Genomic DNA, 19,367 nt, shown 5'->3' with positions numbered 1-19,367 from the left:
CCTGTCCCCATCCGCGTTTTTCGTCCACATCTGCGATCCAGCGACCCAACGGCGATTCACGGACACATGTGACCGAGAAGCGCCGTTGAGTAGGGGCTGATCGGGACCCAGGTGTCGCGCTCGCCGCCCGGCCCGGCTCCGCGCGGTGTCGGCGACGTGCCCGACGTCGAGGACGGCGATGCTTGACGCGCGGGGTCGATGCGTCACGATGGAGGGGAACATCCATTCCCGAGACGTAGGACGCACCGTGACGGCGCCATCAGCCTCCTCCACCACATCAGCCCCCGACGGCTGGAACGCCTCCGTCGCCGCGAACCCCGACGGCGGCGCATTCTTCCAGCTCGCGGAGTTCGCCGAGATCAAGGCCGACGCCGGGTGGAGGCCCCGCTTCGTCGACGCGGGTGGGGTCGCCGTCATGGTGCTCGAGCGGATCGTCCCGCCGCTGGGGCGGCTGTGGTACGTGCCGCAGGGCCCCGGGCTGGCGGAGGGCAGCGACCCGTCGGGCGTGCTGACGGCGCTTGCCGCGCAGGCGAAGAAGCGCCTCGTCTTCGCGATCAAGTTCGAGCCGCAGCTCGTCGATTCACCCGAGAACCGGGCGGCGCTCGAGGCCGCGGGCGCTCACCGCACGACCGACGTCCAGCCCACGTTCTCGACGGTGTGGCTCGACATCCGGCCCGACGCCGAGACCCTGCTCAAGGGCTTCGACTCGAAGGCGCGCTACAACATCCGCCGCGCCGTCAAGGACGGCGTGACGACCGCCGAGGCGCCGATCGACGACGCCTCGTGCCGCACGTTCTACGACCTGTTCGTCAAGACGGCCGAGGGCCGTTTCGTCATCCGCCCCTACGAGTACTACCGCACGTTCTGGCAGACGTACGCGCGCGACGGCCGCGGCGCCTTCTTCTTCGCCTACTACGAGGGTGAGGTCATCTCGGCAGACTTCGTCATGATCAACGGCCACCTCGCGAGCCGCAAGGACGCGGCGTCGGTGCCCGTCAAGAAGGTGCGCGGCGCCGCGGCGCTTCTCGTGCTCGACACGATCAAGGCGCTCAAGGAGCGCGGCGTCACCGACTACGACCTGTGCGGCGCCCCGCCCTCGGATCGCGCCAAGGACGAGACGCACCCGCTCTACGGCGTCGGACAGTTCAAGACGGGGTTCAACAAGGAGATCACCGACTACGTCGGCACCTGGCTGCTGCCCGTGATGCCGCTGCAGGCGAAGGCGTGGGAGGCCGGCGTCGAGAAGGCTGTGCGCAAGGCCCACTTCGTCGTGAAGAAGACGCCGTACTTCTGATCGGCGCCCGCGCATCCTGCGATTCGGGGTGAGATGCCGCGCGGGGCGAGAATAGGCCACGATGAATGCCCTCTTCGACCTCGACGCCATCGGACGCGGGCTGCCCTTCGCGACGGCCACCGCTGAGTTGACGCGCGCTCTCGACGCGGGCGCGTGCGTCGTCCAGGCCCCGCCCGGCACGGGCAAGACGACGCTCGCGCCGCCGCTCGTCGCGAACTGGCTCGCTGAGCGAGGCGACGCATGGCGCGACGTCGACACCGCAGCGGCCCGTGGAGTGACGCCCGGCCGAGCGGGCCGCGTCATCGTCACCCAGCCGCGCCGCGTCGCCGTACGCGCTGCCGCACGCCGTCTGGCACAGCTGACGGGGTCGCGTCTCGGTGACGTCGTCGGCTACGCAGTGCGCGGCGAATCCCGCTCGAGCACAGCGACACTCGTCGAGTTCGTCACGCCCGGTCTGCTCGATCGGCGCCTGCTCGCCGACCCCGAACTGACGGGCGTCGGCGCCGTAATCCTCGACGAGGTGCATGAGCGCTCGATCGAATCCGACGTCGCGTTCGGCCTGCTCGCCGACGTACGCGCGCTGCGTGACGATCTCGTCGTCGTCGCGATGTCAGCGACGCTCGACGCACCGCGTTTCGCCGATCTCCTCGCCGCGACCACCACGTCGGGTGAGGCACCCCTCGTCGATTGCCCGTCCGCGCTGCACCCGCTCGACGTGCGATGGGCGCCGTTCGACTCGCCCCGCCTCGACGCGCGCGGCGTCACCCGCGCCTTCCTCGAGCACGTCGCGCGCACCACGACCCGCGCGCTGGACGATGCCGACACTCATGTCGGCGGGCGTGGCACTGCCGCAGCGACGGACGCCGTCGCCAACTTGGCCGGCTTGCGGGGCTGCGACGCGCTCGTCTTCCTCCCGGGTGCGCGCGAGGTGTCGATCGTCGCCGAGCAGGTGCGGCAACTGCGCCCCGAACTCGACGTGCTCGAACTGCACGGGCGCATCGACGCCGCCGAGCAGGATCGCGCGACGTCCGGTCGCGGACCCGACGAACGGCGCCGCGTCGTCGTCTCCACAGCCCTCGCGGAGTCGTCACTGACGGTGCCCGGCGTGCGCCTCGTCGTCGACGCCGGGCTCTCGCGCGAACCTCGACGCGACGTCGCGCGCGGCATGAACGGCCTTGTCACCGTGGCGTGTTCGCGCGCCAGCGCGGTGCAGCGTGCCGGCCGTGCGGCCCGTCTCGGGCCCGGCATGGCGGTGCGTTGCTACGACGAGCAGACGTTCGCGCGCATGCCCGAGCATGTCACGCCCGAGATGGCGACGAGCGACCTCACCGACGTCGCCCTGACGTTCGCGGCGTGGGGCACGCCGGGCGGCACCGGGCTTTCCTTGCCGACGCAACCACCTGCGCCCGCCCTGCGCGAGGCGACGCACACCCTCGTCGGCCTGGGCGCGCTCGACGCTGACGGTCGCATCACCGCCCTCGGCAGGACGCTCGTCGAGGTACCCGCCGACCCGCGGCTCGCCCGCGCCTTGCTCGTCGCGGCCGAGCGAATCGGCGCCCGATCGGCCGCGGAGTACGTCGCTGCACTCGCCGACGACGTCCGCTCGAGGGACGCCGACCTCGACCACGCGATCGCCGAGCTGCAGGGGGCGGCCCGTTCGCGGTGGGTGCGCGAGAGCGAACGCCTCACGCGCGTCGTCGCGGCCGGCTCGAATGACGCCGGCGCCACCCCGGACCCCGGGTGGGCGCCCGGACACGCCGCGGCATCTCGACGGGCTCGCTCCGTGGACGCCGAGACCGAGAGCGACGCCGGTCTCGTCATCGCTCTTGCGTATCCGGAACGCGTGGCGCATCGCGTCGCCGAGGGCGTCTACCTCACGGCGTCGGGAACCCGTGCGGGGCTAGACGATTCACCGTTGACCGAGTGTGAGTGGTTGGCTGTCGCGGACGTCGCGCGTTCCGATGGTCGCGCCGCGCGTGGGACGGGCGCCGTCATCCGGTTGGCGGCCCCGATCACTCGACCGATCGCGGAGGACGCAACGTCGCACCTGCTCGTCGACGAGATGCGCGCGACGTGGGACGCGACCTCCGGCAAGATCGTGGGGCGGCGTGTCAAGGCGCTCGGCGCGATCGAGTTCTCGGCGACACCAACGTCCCCGACGCCGGAAGTGGCGCGACAAGCCGTCGCGAATGCTCTTGCAGCGCAGAGGCTTTCGTTGCTGACATGGAGCGATGCTGCAGCGGCGCTGCGACGTCGTCTGGCTTTCCTGCACCACCACCTCGCCGACCCGTGGCCCGCGATGGACGACGACACACTGCTCGCCCGACTCGACGAATGGCTCGCCCCGGAGCTCGACCGCCTCGCCCGTGGGGGGAAGCTCGCCTCCATCGACCTGACGGAACCGCTGCGTCGCCTGCTGCCCTGGCCCGAGGCGACACGTCTCGACGAGTTGGCACCCGAGCGGCTGCGTGTGCCCAGCGGCTCCAGCGTGCGCATCACCTACCCACCTCTCGACGAACCGGGCGGCCCGCCCATCGTCGCAGTGAAACTGCAGGAGTGCTTCGGGCTGACGCAGACCCCGCGCCTCGCCGACGGGCGCGCACCTGTGCTGTTCCACCTGCTGTCGCCTGCGCAGCGACCCGTCGCCGTCACCGACGACCTCGCCTCGTTCTGGGCCGGGCCCTACGCGGGCGTGCGCGCCGACATGCGCGGCCGCTACCCGAAGCATCCGTGGCCCGAGGACCCTCTCACACACGTCGCGACGGCGAAGACGAAGAACCGCCTCTGACGCCCGGCGGCACTTCGGAGGCACAATCCTGCATGGCCGAGTTGCAGTCCCCCAACTCCCAACTCGAGGGGCACAATCCTGCATGGCTGAGTTGCAGTCCGCAACTCACCGGCCGACAGCCTCAACCCGCCTGGCGACGCCGCAGCTCTGACGTCCGCGTCACGCCGGCGCAGCCGTCACTCCTCGTGCAGCCACTCGTCGAGCACGCGGGTGGCGAACGGCAGCATGATGTAGGTCATGAGCGGCGTGAGGATCGACGTCTGGATCAGCGTGCGCAACACGACGTGCAGGCTCGCGATGTGCGGCTGCAGCAGGTAGGCGGCAAGCACCGACATCGGGAAGAACACCGCCCAGATCATCGTGGCCTGCTTCCACCGCGGCGGCGCGAGACGACGGCCGGGCGCGGGCGCTTCGCCGGGCAGGACGACGTCACTGCTGTGCGACGGCTCGTCGAACCATCCCTCGATGCCGACGCGCTTCTCGCCGCGGGTGTGCTGCACGATGTCCGCACCGAACGACAACCACCAGGCGCGCTCGGGGCTGCGATCCCACGCGTCGAGGCACGCCTGATTGCGGAAACGACACAGCATGTGCCATTCCTGCGAGTTGCTCGACGAGCGCACCCACCCGGTGCCGAGGAAGCCCTCGAACTTCTCCGCCATCGCCATGCCGGCATGCACCCAGGCCAGCACCTGAGTCTCGTTGTCGGTGCTCATGTGGCGCGTGAACGACACCGTCACGGGCGCCTCGTCAGGCGCGGTCGGCGCGGCAGCGACAGCATTCGTCATACCCGTCATCGTCGGGCATGCACGGCGCAGACAACGAACCGAACCGGTGTCACATGCGTCACGCCGACGACGCTCGCCGCCCAGGCAGCACGCCCTGGGCACCCGTACCGCCCACCCTCATCACCCCCACGACGATCGGCGCTCGCCGCCCGCGCGGCGCACCTCAGATGTTCATCTCGTCCGCCCTCGTCACGGGGGCATCGCACACGAAGCCCCGGCACACGTACGCCGTCGCCTGGCCGTCGACCGCAGGGCGATCTGCCAGCAACGGCACCCCGCCGGCGTCGGCAGCGCCACGAACACGCACCAACCCCGGACTCGTCGAACGCCAGGCGCGCAGCCACATCTCATCCGCCTCGGCCGCATCAGGCGGCCCATCGACGGACCCCGCAGCCGCACCCCCATCCGCAGGGTCGACGACGGCGACCTGCACCGGCCCCGCAGCGAGCGCCTCCGCCGCAGCGAGCGCCCACCCGGCGAACCGCGGGTTCGACGCCATCACACCCACGAGGCCGGACAGACAGGCAAGAGCTCGCTCGCGGTATTCGCCGTGCCCCGTCAGAGCGAACGCCATGACGTACGCCGAGGCGAGCGACGACGCGCCGCACGGTTCGGCGTTGTCGCCGTCGGAGTGCGGCCTGATGAAGAGCTGCGACGCGTCCGACCCCGTGTCGTACACGATGTCGCCGTCGAAGAACAGGCGCGCCGCGTCGTCGAGCAGACCGATCGCCACCTCGGCATGGCGCGTCTCGCCATTCGCCTGATGCAGCACCAACAGCCCCTCGGCGAGGTTGCCGTAGTCATCGGCACACGCGAGCGCCTCGCTCACCCGGCCCTTGAGCGACGCCCGCCGCAACCGCCCGTCGACGACGTGGGTCGCGAGCACGACGTCAGCCGCCTCCCGCGCCGCCGCCACCCACGAGGGTTGTTCGAGGATCATCCCGGCCTCGGCGAGCGCGGCGATGGCGAGGCCGTTCCATGACGTGACGACCTTGTCGTCACGGGCCGGCTGCGGGCGCTCGGCCCGCACCGAGCGCAGCCTGGCCCGAACGTCTGACCACCACGCGTCCGGGGAGCGGTCACCCAGCACCTCGGGCGAGAAAAGCTCGGCGGAGTCACGACGCAGCTGCAGGGTCGAGCGGCCGTCTTCGAACGTGCCGTGACGGGTGACGCCGAGAAGCTCAGCGGCGCGCGCGCCGTCGCTGCGGCCCAGCACCTCGACGAGCTCCTCCTCGTTCCATACGTAGGTGAGGCCTTCGACGCCGTCGGTGTCAGCATCGAGCGCGGAGGCAAACGCCCCCTCACTGGTGCCGAGGCGCCGCAAGATGAAGTCGGCCGTCTCGTAGGTCACGCGACGCGCCCAGTCGTCGCCTGTCGCGCGCCACAGGTGCGCGTACACCCGCAGCAGTTGCGCGTTGTCGTACAGCATCTTCTCGAAGTGCGGCACGACCCAGTCGACGTCGACGCTGTAGCGCGCGAACCCTCCGTCGAGTTGGTCGTACATGCCACCGCGCGCCATCGCCTCGCCCGTGCGGCGAGCCATCGCGAGGGCGTCCGCGTCGCCCGTGCGGGCGTGGTGACGCAGCAGGTGCTCGAGCGTCATCGACGGCGGGAACTTGGGCGCGCCACCGAAGCCGCCCCGGCCGTCGTCGAACTGGCGACGCAGGCCGACGACGGCACGCGTCAGATCGACCCCCACGAGCTGTCGCTCAGCCCCATTGCCCTGCCCGAGCAGGTCATCTCCCCCAGGCCCCAAACCCGTCGCCTCGGCACGCGAGCGCGTCCGCATCGCCTCGACGATGGAACGCGCTGCTTCCTCGACGCGCGCCCGATCGTCACGCCACAACTCACCGATCGAGTGCAGCAGCGACGAGAACTGCTCACGCGGGAAGTAGGTTCCGGCGTAGAAGGGCTCACCGTGCGGCGTCAGCAACACCGTCATCGGCCAGCCGCCGTGCCCGGTGAGCGCCTGCGTGACGTTCATGTAGACGGCGTCGACGTCCGGGCGCTCCTCACGATCGACCTTGACGGCGACGAACCCCTCGGCGAGCTGCGCCGCGATGGCTGTGTCCTCGAATGACTCGTGCGCCATGACGTGGCACCAGTGGCACGCCGCGTAGCCGACGGACAACAGCACGGGCACGTCACGATGTCGCGCCTCGGCGAACGCCTCGTCACCCCATTCGTGCCAGTCGACGGGGTTGTCGGCGTGCTGACGCAGGTAGGGGCTCAGCGAGGCAGCGAGTCGGTTGGCCATGACCCCAAGCTAGGCCCCGACACCGACAACCGCGTCATCCCAAGGGATTCAGCATGCAGAGCGCCCCCGTCACGATCATCACGTGAAGGGGGCGCACATCGTCAGGTATCCGGTTCAGGCGGCTCGCGACAACTCGGCCGCCGGCTCGAGCGCCGCGACGGGCGCCTCGTCGGTCTCAGCGTCCGGCGTGACCATGACGTCGTTGAACATCCGTGTCTCGACCCCCGCCATCACGAAGACGAGGACGAACATGGTCACGACGACGAGAACGGCCAGACCCAACGCTGCTCCAAGGCTCATGCCTCCACCCTGACAGGTTTGCGCTCATAGCGGAACCCCGACGCGCGGCGGGGGTTGGTTGCATTGACATATGTCACATTGGCGCCTCATCGAAGAGCGCTGAGCGCCGGTGGTTCGCAGAATCCGCCATCCTCATGGAGGACGTCACTAGGCTGGCGTCCGTGACGGATGATTCGCTGGAATGGGAGACGTGCCGCGACTTCGTGGTGCCGGCGCTGAGGGAGGCCGGCTGGCGCGACGAGAACATTCGCGAGCAGTTCGCCCTCCGCGCCACCCGCGCGGACCGTCGCAGCGGGTTCGGCGACGGGTTCGCCGATTACGTCCTGATGTCGCCCAACGGTGAGGTGCCCCTGGCCGTGGTCGAAGCCAAACGCTCGCGTCGCTCGGCCGCCGACGGTCTTGCGCAGGCCATCCGGTACGCCGAGCAGCTCGGGGTCACGTTGACCTACAGCACGAACGGCGGCTCGTTCATCGAGCGGAACTTCACGACGGGCGCCGAACGCGTTGTGCCACGACCTGCGTCGCCGATCGAGGCGTGGGCCGAGTACATCTCGGCGCGCGGCCTCGATGCCGAATCGGCGGAGCTTCTGGACCAGCCCAGCAACCGGCGCATCATCGACGGCGAGCGGGTCCGAACCTTGCGCTGGTATCAGGCCCGCGCCGTCCACGAGGCACTCGCGGCGATCGCTCGTGGTGAGCAGCGCGTCCTCGTCCTCATGGCCACCGGGACGGGCAAGACCTTCACAGCGATGCAACTCATCCACAAGCTGCGTGAGTACGAGCGGCACGTCCGCCCGGGCAGTAACTACCGCGTCCTCTACCTCGCCGACCGCACCGAGCTGCTGCGTAGCCCTCATGAGAAGGTGTTCAACCCCGCGTTCGGCCACGAACCCAACCTGCGGGTGCGCGGCAAGGTCAACCTCAACCGTGAGATCTACTTCGCCACCTACCAGGCGTTGCTCAACGGGCAGGACGACGAGGCGCTGCTCGCCTATCCCTCGGACTTCTTCGACCTCGTCATCGTCGATGAGTGCCACCGCGGTTCGGCGCGCGAGAATTCTCTGTGGCGCGGCGTGCTCGATCACTTCTCCAGTGCAGTGCAGGTCGGGATGACGGCCACCCCCAGCGAGGCAGACGACGCGGAGACCTATCGCTACTTCGGCAACCCGGTGTTCACGTACACGCTGCGTCAGGGCATCGAGGACGGCTATCTCGCTCCGTACGACGTCCTGCGCGTCCTGCCGAGCCCTGACGAGGAGGGCTGGGAGCCGCTGCGTGGCGAGGTCGACATGCACGGCAACGCCATTCCTGAGGGTGTCTACAGCACGAGGGATTTCGAACGCAGGATCTCGCTTCTCGCACGGACGCGAGTGGTCGCGGAGCATCTCACCCGCCTGCTCGCGCGTCACCCGGGCGAACGCGCCATCGTGTTCTGCGTCGACCAGGATCATGCGGAGCAGATGCGCTCGGCGCTGGCCGCGCTCAATCAGCCGCTGATGCAGCGCACCCCAGAGTGGGTCGCCCGCATCACCGGCGACGAGTGGGAGAAGGATCGGCTGCTCGAGTCGTTCACCTCGACCGAGGAACCGCGCACGCCGATCGTCGTGACCACGTCGCGCCTGCTGTCGACGGGGGTGGATGTCGTCGACCTGCGGTTCGTCGTCCTGTTCCGGGCCGTCGGGTCGAAGACGGAGTTCAAGCAGATCGTCGGACGGGGGACGCGACTGTATCCCGAGGCGGGCAAGACCCACTTCACCGTCGTCGACTACGTCGGTGCGAGCCGTCATTTCCTCGATTCCGATTTCGACGGCTACCCGCCGCACATCGAGAACGTCGTGATCCACCGCGACGGCACCACGACGCGTTCCGAGGCTGACGGCTCGGCAGCACCGGACGCGGGATGCGGCGATCTGCCGCCCGTCGACCACCCGGATTCGGACGGCTGGGCCGATGCCGACGGCGCCGTCGACATCGACGGCGCGAGCGTCGGCGATCCGGGCGCGCCCTTCGCCGTCGTCCCCGGCCCCGCGCAGCCGCCGCGCCCGCCGAAGCTCGTGGTCGACCGCGCGTCCGGCATCTCGATCACCGGCGAGTTGCGTTTCCGCGCCGACACGAGCGGGGGCGGGCTCCAGCTCGTGGAGTTCGAGCGCTACTTGCGCACCACGTTGGGTCGGGTCGCGGGCACTGCGGATCAGCTTGCCGCCGAATGGGCGACGCCGGCGGGACGTGCCCGCGCCTTGGCCGAACTGGAACGGGCGGGGATCCGGCGCGAGGACATCGCGGCACCGGGCACCGAGATGATCGACCTGTTCGACGCCCTCACCCATCTCGCGTTCGACGCCCCGATGCCGACTCGCGCCGAGCGCGCCCGCCGCGCCCGGGCTGCCCACGAATCGGAGATCGAGGCTCTTCCCACGCAGGCCCGGGCGGCGATCGAGGGGCTGCTCGAGCGTTACGTCGAGCACGGCGTCGACGACATCAGCACCGGCGAGGTCCTCTCCCTGCCGCCGCTGTCCCAGGTGGGGAGCAAGCGGGAGATCACGCAGGCCTTCGGCGGTGTCACCGAGTTCAACGCCATGCTGGGGACGGTCCAAACCTGGCTGTACTCAGCATGATCTTGAGTTAGGCATACACCGCTGCCGCTGAAACTAAAGATTTTATTGAGGCGACGCCGGGCTATGCTGGGACCATGCGCACCGATCGCCGCGAGCTGCGTCTCCGCCTCGAGCGGATGGCTTTCACTCAGTCCGGCTACTTCACTGCGGCGCAAGCCCTCGACGCCGGGTACTCCTACCAGGCGCAGAAGTACCACGTCGATGCCGGCAACTGGCTTCGCGTCGAGCGAGGCCTGTTCCGCCTCCCGCACTGGCCGGTCGAGGAGCACGATCATCTCGTGCGCCTGCAGCTCGCCGTCGGTCCGCAGGCCGCCTTCTCCCACGCCACGGCGTTGGCGCTTCATGGGCTCTCGGACAGCAACCCCCGCCGCCTCCACATGACGGCCTCGAGTGGCAGAGCGCTCACGGATCCGTCCGTGATCGTGCATCGGGGCCACCTCGGCGACGAAGACGTCGAGACGCGTTCCGGCTGGCGGGTCACGACGCCTATCCGCACACTCATCGATGCGGCCGGTGATGCCGAGCTCTCCCAAGAGATCGTCGATGACGCCGTCGCAGACGCCGTCGAGCGCGGCCTCACGACGGCTCGGAGACTGCGGCGGGCCTCGGACGAAGCGCCCGCCGCGTCCGCCCTGCGCGTGGAACGAGCGCTGGGCCGCCTCGCGGAGCGTGCCGCGCGATGAAGCATTCCGACGCGTCCAGATCGTTGGGCCACCGCATCCGCAACGCGGCACGCGAACGCTGTGTCGACCCCGCCCGCCTACGCCGGCAGATCGCGTTCCAGCGGCTGCTCGCCCGGCTCGCTCTCGACGAGGCATGGGTGCTCAAGGGCGGCTTTCTGCTCGAAGCACGGTTCGAGGCGCAGGCGCGAACCACCAAGGATCTCGATCTCGTCCACGCCGAGACCGGCCTGACGGCACTCGACGTGCAAGATCTGCTCGACGAAGCACTCGACCGGGATCTCGGTGACTCATTCTCGTTTCGGGTCGGCCTCCCCCGGCGCCTGCGCGATGCCGACGATGAGGGGGCGTGGCGGGTCGGCGTCGAAGCCTCGGTCGGCGGCACGAGCTTCGAACATCTCACTCTCGACGTGGTCACTCAGGCCGCCGAGACGGCGGGGGCGGTCGAGACCGTGGAGATCCCGAGCCCGCTGATCCCGTCCGCAGCACCGGCGGTCCGGATCCGCGCCGTCGACCTGGCACAGCATGCGGCGGAGAAGGTGCACGCCTATTCGCGCATCTACGCCCATGACCGGCCGTCGTCCCGGGTGAAGGATCTCGTCGACCTCGTCCTCATCATCGAATCCGGCGCGCTCGATGCTGCGCGGTTCGCGGAGCGTGTCGACGTCGTCTTCCGCGTCCGTGACGGCGCTGCAGCGCCCGCCGACCTTCCCGCGCCGCCGGCCTCGTGGCCCACGCCGTACGCGGCGATGGTCGCCGATCTCGACGTCACGTCTCGCACCAGCGACACCGCCTACGCTTTCGTCCGCACGTTCTACCAGAAGTCGAGGAACCGATGACCCAGCCCGCGACAACCCGCGCGCAACTGCAGAACATCGTCAAGGAATCGCGCGCCATCATGCGCAAGGATGCGGGGCTCAACGGTGAGCTCGACCGACTGCCCCAGCTCGCGTGGCTGCTCTTCCTGCGGGCGTACGACGAGGCGGAGCAGGATCGCCCCATCGGGAACCCGGGGTACGTCCCAGCCATCCAGGGCCGGTATCGATGGTCCGAGTGGGCCCGCGGTTCGATGACCGGCGAGCCGTTCCTCGAATTCGTCGACACGCAGCTCCTGCCGCACCTGCGCGACCTTCACGGTTCCGACGATCCCACCGACCCGCGCAACACGATCTCCGCGGTCTTCCACGACGTGCAGAACCGCATGATGAGCGGTTTCCTGCTCAAGGATCTCGTCGCCCAGATCGACAAGATCAGTTTCGCGAGCAACGACGACATCCACACGCTCGCACACGTCTACGAGTCGATGCTGCGGGAGATGCGTGACGCAGCCGGCGATTCCGGTGAGTTCTACACCCCGCGCCCGCTCGTGCGTCTCATGGTCGACCTCGTCGACCCTAAACCCGGTGAGACGGTGATGGATCCGGCTGCGGGCACCGGCGGCTTCCTCATCGAGTCGCTCGAGCACATGCTGGAGCAGGCGCCGGGCAGCGTCGAGCGGCAGAAGGTGCGTCAGAGCGTGCGCGGCATCGAGAAGAAGCCGCTGCCGTTCCTGCTGTCCCAGATGAACATGCTGCTGCACGAGGTCGATCGACCCCGCCTCGTGCGCACCAACACGTTGTCGCAGAAGCTCGATCAGGTGCGCGGCGACGGCGTCGACGTCGTCGTCACCAACCCCCCGTTCGGTGGTGAGGAGGAATCGGGGGTTCTCGAGAACTTCCAGACGAGCCTGCGCACCACCGAGACGGTGTGGCTGTTCCTCCAGCACGTCATGGCCCGCATCGAGAAGTCGCCGACGGGGCGGTGCGCGATCGTCGTGCCCAACAGCGTCATGTTCGACGCCGGTATCGGCGGGCGCATCAAGGCCAGGCTCATGGAGAAGTTCAACCTCCACACGGTGCTGCGCCTGCCCGAAGGCGTGTTCGCGCCGTACACGATCATTCCGTCGAACGTGCTGTTCTTCGAGCGCGGCCCGCAGAGCGACGACGTGTGGTTCTACGAGCACCCCCTGCCCGAGGGCCGCAAACGCTACACGAAGACGAAGCCGCTGCAGTTCGAGGAATTCGCCGACTTCACGACGTGGTGGGGCGGCACCTCCCACGAAGGGCGCACCGGGAACGAGCACGCCTGGCGCGTGAGCGCCGATTCGATCCGCGAATCGGGCTACAACCTCGACCTGCACAACCCCCACACCGCCGACGACCTCACGCACCGCCCCGTCGCCGAGATCGTCGACGAACTCATCGCCACCGAGCACGAGATCCTCGCCGTACTCGACGACCTCAAGACCACCGTCGCGGGATTCGAGGTGCACTCATGACGGACATGGTGCCGTTGGGTGAACTCCTGGAAGCAGCTCGAACCCCTGTCGCCATCGACCCCACGCAGGCCTACCGCCCCGTGGGCCTCCGAAGCTTTGGAAACGGCATTATCCGCTACCCCCAAGCGCCCGCTCATGAACTCTCTAAACTCCGATACTTCCGTCTTGCGCCTAGCCGCATTGTCATCAGTAACATCAAGGGTTGGGAGGGTGCGGTAACGACCACGACGGAAGACGAGCATGGATATATTGCCTCCAACCGTTTTCTGCAATATACCTCCCGGGGAAACGCGGACCTCAATTACGTGAAGCATTACCTGCTGTCCGAAACAGGGATTGGGTCACTAGGGCAGGCGTCACCGGGATCAGCCGATCGCAACAGAACGCTATCCATCAAGAACTTCGAGAGGATCGAAATCCCCCTCCCCGACCTCGCCGAGCAGAAGCGCATCGCCGACTATCTGGACACCACGGCATCGACGGTCAGCCAGATCATCCGCCAAGGCGCAAACAGAGCGTCGCTTCTCCGCTCCGTCACCCATAACGAGCAGCCCGGGGTATCGGTCCCCTTGGGCGAGTTGGTGTCACGCGTGCGCCGACCTGTGCCCGTACGGACCGACGATTCGTATGGACTGGCAGGGGTGCGCTGGTACGGGGATGGCGTTTTCCACCGCGAGACGCGGTACGGACGCGACCTCTCGGCGAAGACACTTTACGAAGTAGCGCCCGGGGACCTCGTCTACAACCGACTGTTCGCTTGGAAGCAGTCCTTCGCCATTGCGGAGAGCCATCTTTTCGCGTCCAACGAGTTCCCCACCTACGAGATCGACCGTACCCGAATTCTCCCGGAAGTCCTTCTTGCCCAGCTCCTCTCACCACAATTCACCGCCCTCGTAAACCAGGCGAGCACTGGGAGCACTCCGACCAGCCGGAACCGGTTGAAAGAGGAGAATTTTGAAAGCCTGCCCGTCACGGTTCCAGAGCCTCACACACAGCGGTCCCTGGCCATGGCGTTACGGCTCGCAAGGGATGCTCAACTACTCAACCTCCGGTCGCAGACGTTCGCCGAAGCCCTCCTGCCTGCCGCGCGCAACGAGGTGTTCAGTGCGTTGATGTGATGCTGGCCCACGCGTCGCCGTCGGTGACGACGACGTGGTCGAGCAGGCGCACGCCGACGACGTCGCAGCCGGTGCGGAGGCGATGGGTCGCGTCGAGGTCGGCGCGGCTCGGCGCGGCGTGCCCGCTGGGGTGATTGTGCGCGACGGCGAGCGCGACGCCGTCGTGGCGCATCGTGAGGGCGAGCAGCTCCCGCACGGGCAGGCTCGCGCCCGCGGCGCCGCCGCGGCTGACGACACTCGTGTGCAGCGGCACGAGGCGGGCGTCGAGCACGAGGGCGAGGACGTGCTCGACCCGTTCGTGGCCGATGTGGGCGCGCGCGAGCGCCGCGATGTCGGCCGACGACCGCAGGGGCCGCGTCGGGCGCTGCCCGCCGCGCGAACCGAGGGCGAACGCCGCGACGAGTCGGCTCGCCTTCGCGGGGCCTACCCCGGGCGTCCTGGCGAGTTCGGGCACTTCCGCGCGCGCCAGCCCGGCGACGCCGCCCCAGGCGTCGAGCAGGCGGTGGGCGAGCACGAGCACGGGGGCCCCTTGGCTGCCCGTCCCGAGATGCAAGGCGACGAGTTCGGCGTCGCTGAGCGCGGACGCGCCATGGATCATCAACCGCTCCCGGGGCCCGTCGCTCATCACCCTTCGACGGTACGGCGACGCGCAGCGACGCGGCGTTCGTCATCCACAGGCCCGTGCGAGCTCGCAGGCACGCGCCACCGCGTCAGGCGCCGGCAGCGTCCCGTTCCACCAGCTCGCGCATGGCGCGCTCCTGCTCGGACGATTCCCATTCGACGTCGTCGAGCAGCCGGTGGATCTCGTCGATGACGCGCTGCACGCCCGCCTCGGAGATCAACCCCAACTCGTGAGCCTTGGCGGCCGCACCGACGTAGGTGTCGACCACCCAGATCCCCTTCGCGGCGAGTTCGGCGCGGCGTCCGGCATCCAGGGCCACGACGTCGTGGATGAAGACGGCCTTGACGACGTCACCGTGCGCCTGCAAGATCTGCTCGCCGACGGCGATGTCCCCCTGCCCCGAATCGCCGACGAACACGAGGTCGTACTCGGGAAACAAGGTCGCGTAGTGCGCGATGTTGGCGACCTTCTTCGCGGCCATCGCGTCGTGCGTCGCAAGATGGAAGATGCTGCCCGTCATGATCGACAGATCCGCGAACCCGGCCTTGGTGAGTGACTCGCGGCTGTAGCTCTTCATCAACCCCAGGGCATCCGCAGGCCGCGCCGTGACGAACGTCAGGTCACCGCGCGAGAGCGGCGCGTCACGAGGTCCGAGGTCGAGTGCTTCGTAGAACGCGATGATGCCCGGGATGACGGTTCCGCGCGGGTAACGCGTCTCGTGGATCTTCGCCAGGGCGGTGTCGTCGATGTCGGACAGGGTCTTCGCCTGCCGCTCACCCTCGAGCGACGAGGACGCGGCGAAGTGGTCGAGAATCTCGGCGCGGATGGCGTCGTCGTCGATGTCGGCGAAGACGAGACCCTCCAGATCGTGTCGGCCCTTCGCGAGGTTGAGCGTGTTCTTCAGGTGCGTCAGGTCGTTGCCCGTGTGGGCGAGCAGCATGTCACGGATCGCGCCCTCCATCGCAGCCGACGTCGCGCCGCCCTGCATCCCGTGGATGACGGCGACCTGCGCCGCCATGCTCAACTCGTGACGCCTCGTGCGGGTGAGCAACTCGATGAGGGCGGTCTCGTTGTCGGGGCCGATGAGGCGGTCGTCCATGTCGTCGAACAGCTTGGTCGCGTCGACGTTCTCGAGGACGTCGTTCAGCTCACCGGCGGGCGCCTCGCGCAGCAGCGTGAGGATCTGCTTCTCATCACGTCGCCCCGTCGGGCCGTCGAGAAGGGAGTTGACGAGATCGAGCGTGGCACCCACGAGGCCTCCCCTGGCCGAACGGCTGACGGCAGCCGATCACGGCGCCGCCCGGGCGCACCACGCCCGCGACGACAGCCTATCGAGCCTCGATGCGGCGCCCCGCACCTCACCGACACACCTCACCGACACACCGCGCGGGATACTCGCCCGCCCGCGAGTTCGGCGTGCCACAGTGAGTGCATGAGCGACACCATCACCGTGAAGAAGAACACCGAGACCCACCGCTACGAGGGTTTCCTCGACGACGAGCAGGTCGGGTTCGCCGACTACCGCGAGGACGGCGACGTCGTCACGATGCCGCACACGATCGTGCCGGAGCGCTTCGGTGGCCGCGGTTTCGCGAGCCAGATCGTCCGTTTCGCGCTCGACGACGTGCGCGCGGCCGGCAAGAAGGTCGACCCGGTCTGCCCGTACGTCGCGTCGTGGATCGACAAGCACCCCGACTACGCGGACGTGCGCGTCACGGCCTCATGAGCGGGCGGTTCGTAGCCCCAGCGGCGCACGAACACCGCGAGGTCCTCGACACCACGCGTCGACGACGCCGTCGGCGCGTGCAATACGTGCGCGCCACCGACTCATGCCATGGACAGCCCGGCCTGCTCGGCGCGCATCGCGAGATCGAGGTCGCCGATGGCCGGGTCGCGGTAGTCGGGGGCAGAAACCACCGAGCAACCGCCACTCGCGCACGCGGACGGCGAAGCTGTCCGCCAGGAACAACCGATGGTCCTCGTTCGCGCGCACGTCACCAGGAGGCGGGAGCGCGCGGCGCGGGTGCGGGTCGACGAGTTGCGCGACTCCGCGTCGTTTCATGGCCGCCAGGTCATCATCGGCCGACAGGTAGGTGATGGGGCCGTTGAACAACCACCGCGGCTCGTGCCGCACACGGCAAAGGCGTCGCGATACGCCTCGAGGAACCCTGGTAGTGGGATGCTGCGCGAGTCTGGATGGATGAAACCCTCACGCCCCTGAGCGATGGCGATGCTGGCACCCATGTTGCCCGCCCGACCGATCATGAAGTCGGCCGCGTCGAGCTCGTGCAGCTGTACGTCGGGATCGTTCGCGAGCGAGGCGATCGATCGCGCTCACGCGAGATCGTCCACGACGACGTGCGGGACGCCGGATGCGACGTCGCGGAGGAATCGCCGCTGCTGCTCGAGCGAACCCAGATCTCCCGACGTCGCCGTCACGAAGGCGAGACGCGGCGGTGCTGACGAGGGTGCAGGAGACCACTGGGGCTTCGCGCGGAGGCAACGCTGAGGCACGCAAGACCTTCCGAGACATCCGCGACGAGGTCGTCGACACCCCGGTAACGAATCGCTTCTATCCCAAAATGCGACCCACATCTGAAAATTAGTCGCCGGTACAGCTCGAAACCGAACACCGCGCGCTGGCCGAGTCAGCGCAGCCTGTCAACGCGCCCAGCCGGTCAACCCGCCGTCAGGAGTGCGAGCGGGTGCGCGTGAGATCCGCCTCGAGCGGGTCGACCTTCTTCGACTTCGTCATGAGCTTGTGGCCGGCCCACACGGCGAGGAACAGCGGCAGGCCGATGTAGCTCTCGAGCAGGCCGCCGGGGTCGACGGTGCCTTCGAAGATCAGGTCTTTGTTCTGCAGCACGATGACGAGCGCGCACATGCCGAGCGCGACGACCGGCCCGAGCGGGTACCACTTCGCGCGGAACGGCAGATCCTCGACGCGGCCACCTTGTGCGACGTACGCCTTGCGGAACTTGAGGTGGCTCCACGCGATACCGCACCACGTGATGAACCCCGCGAGACCGGAGGCAGCGACGAGCCAGCCATAGGCGTCGGACGAGAGCAGGCTCAGCCCGTAGCAGCCGAGCGCGACGAGGGCCGTCAGCAGCAGCGCCGGCATCGGTACGGAACGGCGGTTGGTCTTGAGCAGGAAGCGGGGCGCCATGCCCTTCTGGGCCATCGCGTAGAGCATGCGGGTCGAGACGTAGAGACCGGACGAACCGGCCGACAGGATGGCGGTGAGAATGACCGCGTTCATGACGCTCGCCGCACCGACCACGCCGACCTTCTCGAAGATCAGCGTGAACGGCGACGCCTGGATGTCGCCGTCAGCGGCATTGACGAGGCGCGGGTCGGTGTACGGCAGCAGGAAGCCGATGACGACGAACGCGCCGATGTAGAAGATGAGGATGCGGAAGAACACGGCGCGGATGGCCTTCGGGATCGTCTTCTCGGGCTCGTCGGCCTCACCGGCGGCGACACCGATCATCTCGGTGCCCTGGAAGCTGAATCCGGCGATCATGAAGATCGCGATGATGCCCGAGAACCCGCCGACGAACGGCGCCTGGCCGGTGGTCCAGTTCTTCGTGCCGGGCGCCTCCGTCATGATGCCGAAGATCATGAGGACGCCGACGGCGAGGAACACGAGGACGGTGATGACCTTGATCGAGGCGAACAGGAACTCGCTCTCGCCGAAGGCGCGCACGCTGATCGCGTTGATGGCGAACAGGATGGCGAAGAAGACGAGCGCGACGAGACGCTGGTCAACGTCCGGCGCCCAGTATTTGACGACGGCGCCCGCCGCCGCAATCTCCGCCGCGACCGTGATCGCCCAGTTGAACCAGTAGTTCCAGCCCTGCGCGAAGCCGAAGCTGCGGCTGACGAATCGGGTGCCGTACGCCTCGAACGAGTTGGCGAGCGGCAGATACGTCGACATCTCGCCGAGGCTCTGCATGAGCAACCACACCATGAACCCGATGACGCCGTACGCGACGAGCGCGCCGCCGGGGCCCGCCTCGTGGATCGAACCGGCGGAGGCGAGGAACAGGCCCGTCCCGATGGCGCCGCCGATGGCGATCATGTTGAGGTGGCGCGCATTGAGGTCGCGTCGCAGCTCGTTCTGACCACCCGCGCCAGGCGTCGGGTCGGCGACGGAGCCCGCGGGCCCTGACGGCTCGGCGGGCGTGGAATCGGCCTGTGTGGCCATGGCGTCTCCTGCGAGATCGAGAAGTGGATGACGCGGCGTGAGGACCGGTCGTTCGGTTCCTCGCCGGGGCACCTGCCCGGCGGGCGAGCCGGGCTCAGAGTAGCAACGCGAGCCGCCCGGAGAAGGGGCGACACGGGGGCCGACAACCCCTGCCGCGGCGTGAAATGTGCGGCAAATCACATCCTCGCGACAAAGCTGTGGCGCCGCGCTGCCTCAGCCCTGCCGAACCTCGCAGATCGGGGCCGCAAAGCGTCCGAGCACTGGACATTCCGGGGCATCGGCGATGGGATGAGAACCGTTTTTTCCCATTCGAGACGAACACCCACGAGCGACGAATGCGCTGCGGGCCCGGCTTCGCCCACCCGAACGTGCGCAGGA

At 68.5% G+C, this 19,367-nt stretch carries 15 protein-coding genes; 9 read left to right on the top strand and 6 right to left on the bottom strand.

Features of this window, described 5'->3' with window-relative positions; all coding sequences use genetic code 11:
- The first annotated feature begins 247 nt into the window (after positions 1 to 247).
- Together EDC82_RS02655 and hrpB are read left to right on the top strand one after the other, a co-directional pair.
- Positions 248 to 1,294: a peptidoglycan bridge formation glycyltransferase FemA/FemB family protein gene (locus EDC82_RS02655; protein WP_006945670.1), complete on the top strand. Its 1,047-nt coding sequence runs from the start codon at positions 248 to 250 to the stop codon at positions 1,292 to 1,294.
- Between the two features lie 61 nt (positions 1,295 to 1,355).
- Positions 1,356 to 4,082: an ATP-dependent helicase HrpB gene (hrpB, locus tag EDC82_RS02650; RefSeq protein WP_131940546.1), complete on the top strand. Its 2,727-nt coding sequence runs from the start codon at positions 1,356 to 1,358 to the stop codon at positions 4,080 to 4,082.
- Between the two features lie 176 nt (positions 4,083 to 4,258).
- Here the strand turns inward: hrpB and EDC82_RS02645 are convergent, their stop codons facing one another.
- The 3 genes from EDC82_RS02645 to EDC82_RS02635 all read right to left on the bottom strand — a co-directional run bounded on the left by EDC82_RS02645 (position 4,259) and on the right by EDC82_RS02635 (position 7,427).
- The gene (locus EDC82_RS02645; RefSeq protein WP_006945738.1) at positions 4,259 to 4,870 is read right to left on the bottom strand and encodes an antibiotic biosynthesis monooxygenase; all 612 of its coding nucleotides are present in this window, start codon (positions 4,868 to 4,870) and stop codon (positions 4,259 to 4,261) included.
- Positions 4,871 to 5,033: 163 nt separating this feature from the next.
- Positions 5,034 to 7,127, bottom strand: coding sequence for a thioredoxin domain-containing protein (locus tag EDC82_RS02640; RefSeq protein ID WP_131940544.1), 2,094 nt, complete (start codon positions 7,125 to 7,127; stop codon positions 5,034 to 5,036).
- A gap of 114 nt (positions 7,128 to 7,241) precedes the next feature.
- Positions 7,242 to 7,427, bottom strand: a complete 186-nt coding sequence (locus EDC82_RS02635; protein WP_131940542.1) for a hypothetical protein — start codon at positions 7,425 to 7,427, stop codon at positions 7,242 to 7,244.
- Between the two features lie 161 nt (positions 7,428 to 7,588).
- Here EDC82_RS02635 and hsdR point away from each other — a divergent pair, with 161 nt between their 5' ends.
- The 5 genes from hsdR (at position 7,589) to EDC82_RS02610 (ending at position 14,157) form a co-directional block, all read left to right on the top strand.
- On the top strand, positions 7,589 to 10,042 hold the full coding sequence (gene hsdR / locus EDC82_RS02630; RefSeq protein ID WP_160126175.1) for an EcoAI/FtnUII family type I restriction enzme subunit R: 2,454 nt from the start codon (positions 7,589 to 7,591) through the stop codon (positions 10,040 to 10,042).
- Positions 10,043 to 10,116: 74 nt separating this feature from the next.
- On the top strand, positions 10,117 to 10,725 hold the full coding sequence (locus tag EDC82_RS02625; RefSeq protein ID WP_131940538.1) for a type IV toxin-antitoxin system AbiEi family antitoxin domain-containing protein: 609 nt from the start codon (positions 10,117 to 10,119) through the stop codon (positions 10,723 to 10,725).
- Positions 10,722 to 11,561 (top strand): nucleotidyl transferase AbiEii/AbiGii toxin family protein, encoded by an 840-nt coding sequence (locus tag EDC82_RS02620; protein ID WP_131940536.1) that lies wholly within the window; start codon positions 10,722 to 10,724, stop codon positions 11,559 to 11,561. The genes EDC82_RS02625 and EDC82_RS02620 overlap by 4 nt, the downstream gene beginning before the upstream one ends.
- Entirely contained in the window at positions 11,558 to 13,039 is a 1,482-nt protein-coding gene (locus EDC82_RS02615; protein ID WP_131940534.1) for a class I SAM-dependent DNA methyltransferase, read from the top strand. Before EDC82_RS02620 ends, EDC82_RS02615 begins: the two co-directional genes overlap by 4 nt.
- Positions 13,036 to 14,157, top strand: a complete 1,122-nt coding sequence (locus tag EDC82_RS02610) for a restriction endonuclease subunit S (RefSeq protein WP_131940532.1) — start codon at positions 13,036 to 13,038, stop codon at positions 14,155 to 14,157. Before EDC82_RS02615 ends, EDC82_RS02610 begins: the two co-directional genes overlap by 4 nt.
- Here the strand turns inward: EDC82_RS02610 and EDC82_RS02605 are convergent.
- Positions 14,141 to 14,782 carry a RadC family protein gene (locus EDC82_RS02605; RefSeq protein ID WP_131940530.1) on the bottom strand — a complete coding sequence of 214 codons (642 nt, stop codon included), beginning with the start codon at positions 14,780 to 14,782 and terminating at the stop codon, positions 14,141 to 14,143. The two genes, EDC82_RS02610 and EDC82_RS02605, sit on opposite strands and share 17 nt — an antisense overlap.
- Positions 14,783 to 14,867: 85 nt before the next feature.
- Complete coding sequence (locus EDC82_RS02600; protein WP_131940528.1) at positions 14,868 to 16,031, bottom strand: phosphatase domain-containing protein; 1,164 nt, start codon at positions 16,029 to 16,031, stop codon at positions 14,868 to 14,870.
- Between the two features lie 180 nt (positions 16,032 to 16,211).
- On the opposite strand from EDC82_RS02600, the gene EDC82_RS02595 reads away from it, so the two are divergent.
- Both EDC82_RS02595 and EDC82_RS14465 read left to right on the top strand, forming a co-directional pair.
- Entirely contained in the window at positions 16,212 to 16,505 is a 294-nt protein-coding gene (locus EDC82_RS02595; RefSeq protein ID WP_006945741.1) for a GNAT family N-acetyltransferase, read from the top strand.
- Between the two features lie 470 nt (positions 16,506 to 16,975).
- A complete protein-coding gene (locus EDC82_RS14465) occupies positions 16,976 to 17,242 on the top strand; it encodes a hypothetical protein (protein ID WP_074045973.1) in 267 nt (88 codons plus the stop codon).
- Between the two features lie 226 nt (positions 17,243 to 17,468).
- Here the strand turns inward: EDC82_RS14465 and EDC82_RS02590 are convergent, their stop codons facing one another.
- The gene (locus EDC82_RS02590; RefSeq protein ID WP_131940526.1) at positions 17,469 to 18,989 is read right to left on the bottom strand and encodes an amino acid permease; all 1,521 of its coding nucleotides are present in this window, start codon (positions 18,987 to 18,989) and stop codon (positions 17,469 to 17,471) included.
- Positions 18,990 to 19,367: the final 378 nt, after the last annotated feature.

Origin of the sequence: Dermacoccus sp. SAI-028 (assembly GCF_004346775.1) — a bacterium.
In the GTDB taxonomy this organism is placed as follows: Bacteria; Actinomycetota; Actinomycetes; order Actinomycetales; family Dermatophilaceae; genus Dermacoccus; species Dermacoccus nishinomiyaensis.
This window is presented reverse-complemented; position numbering and strand designations above follow the sequence as displayed.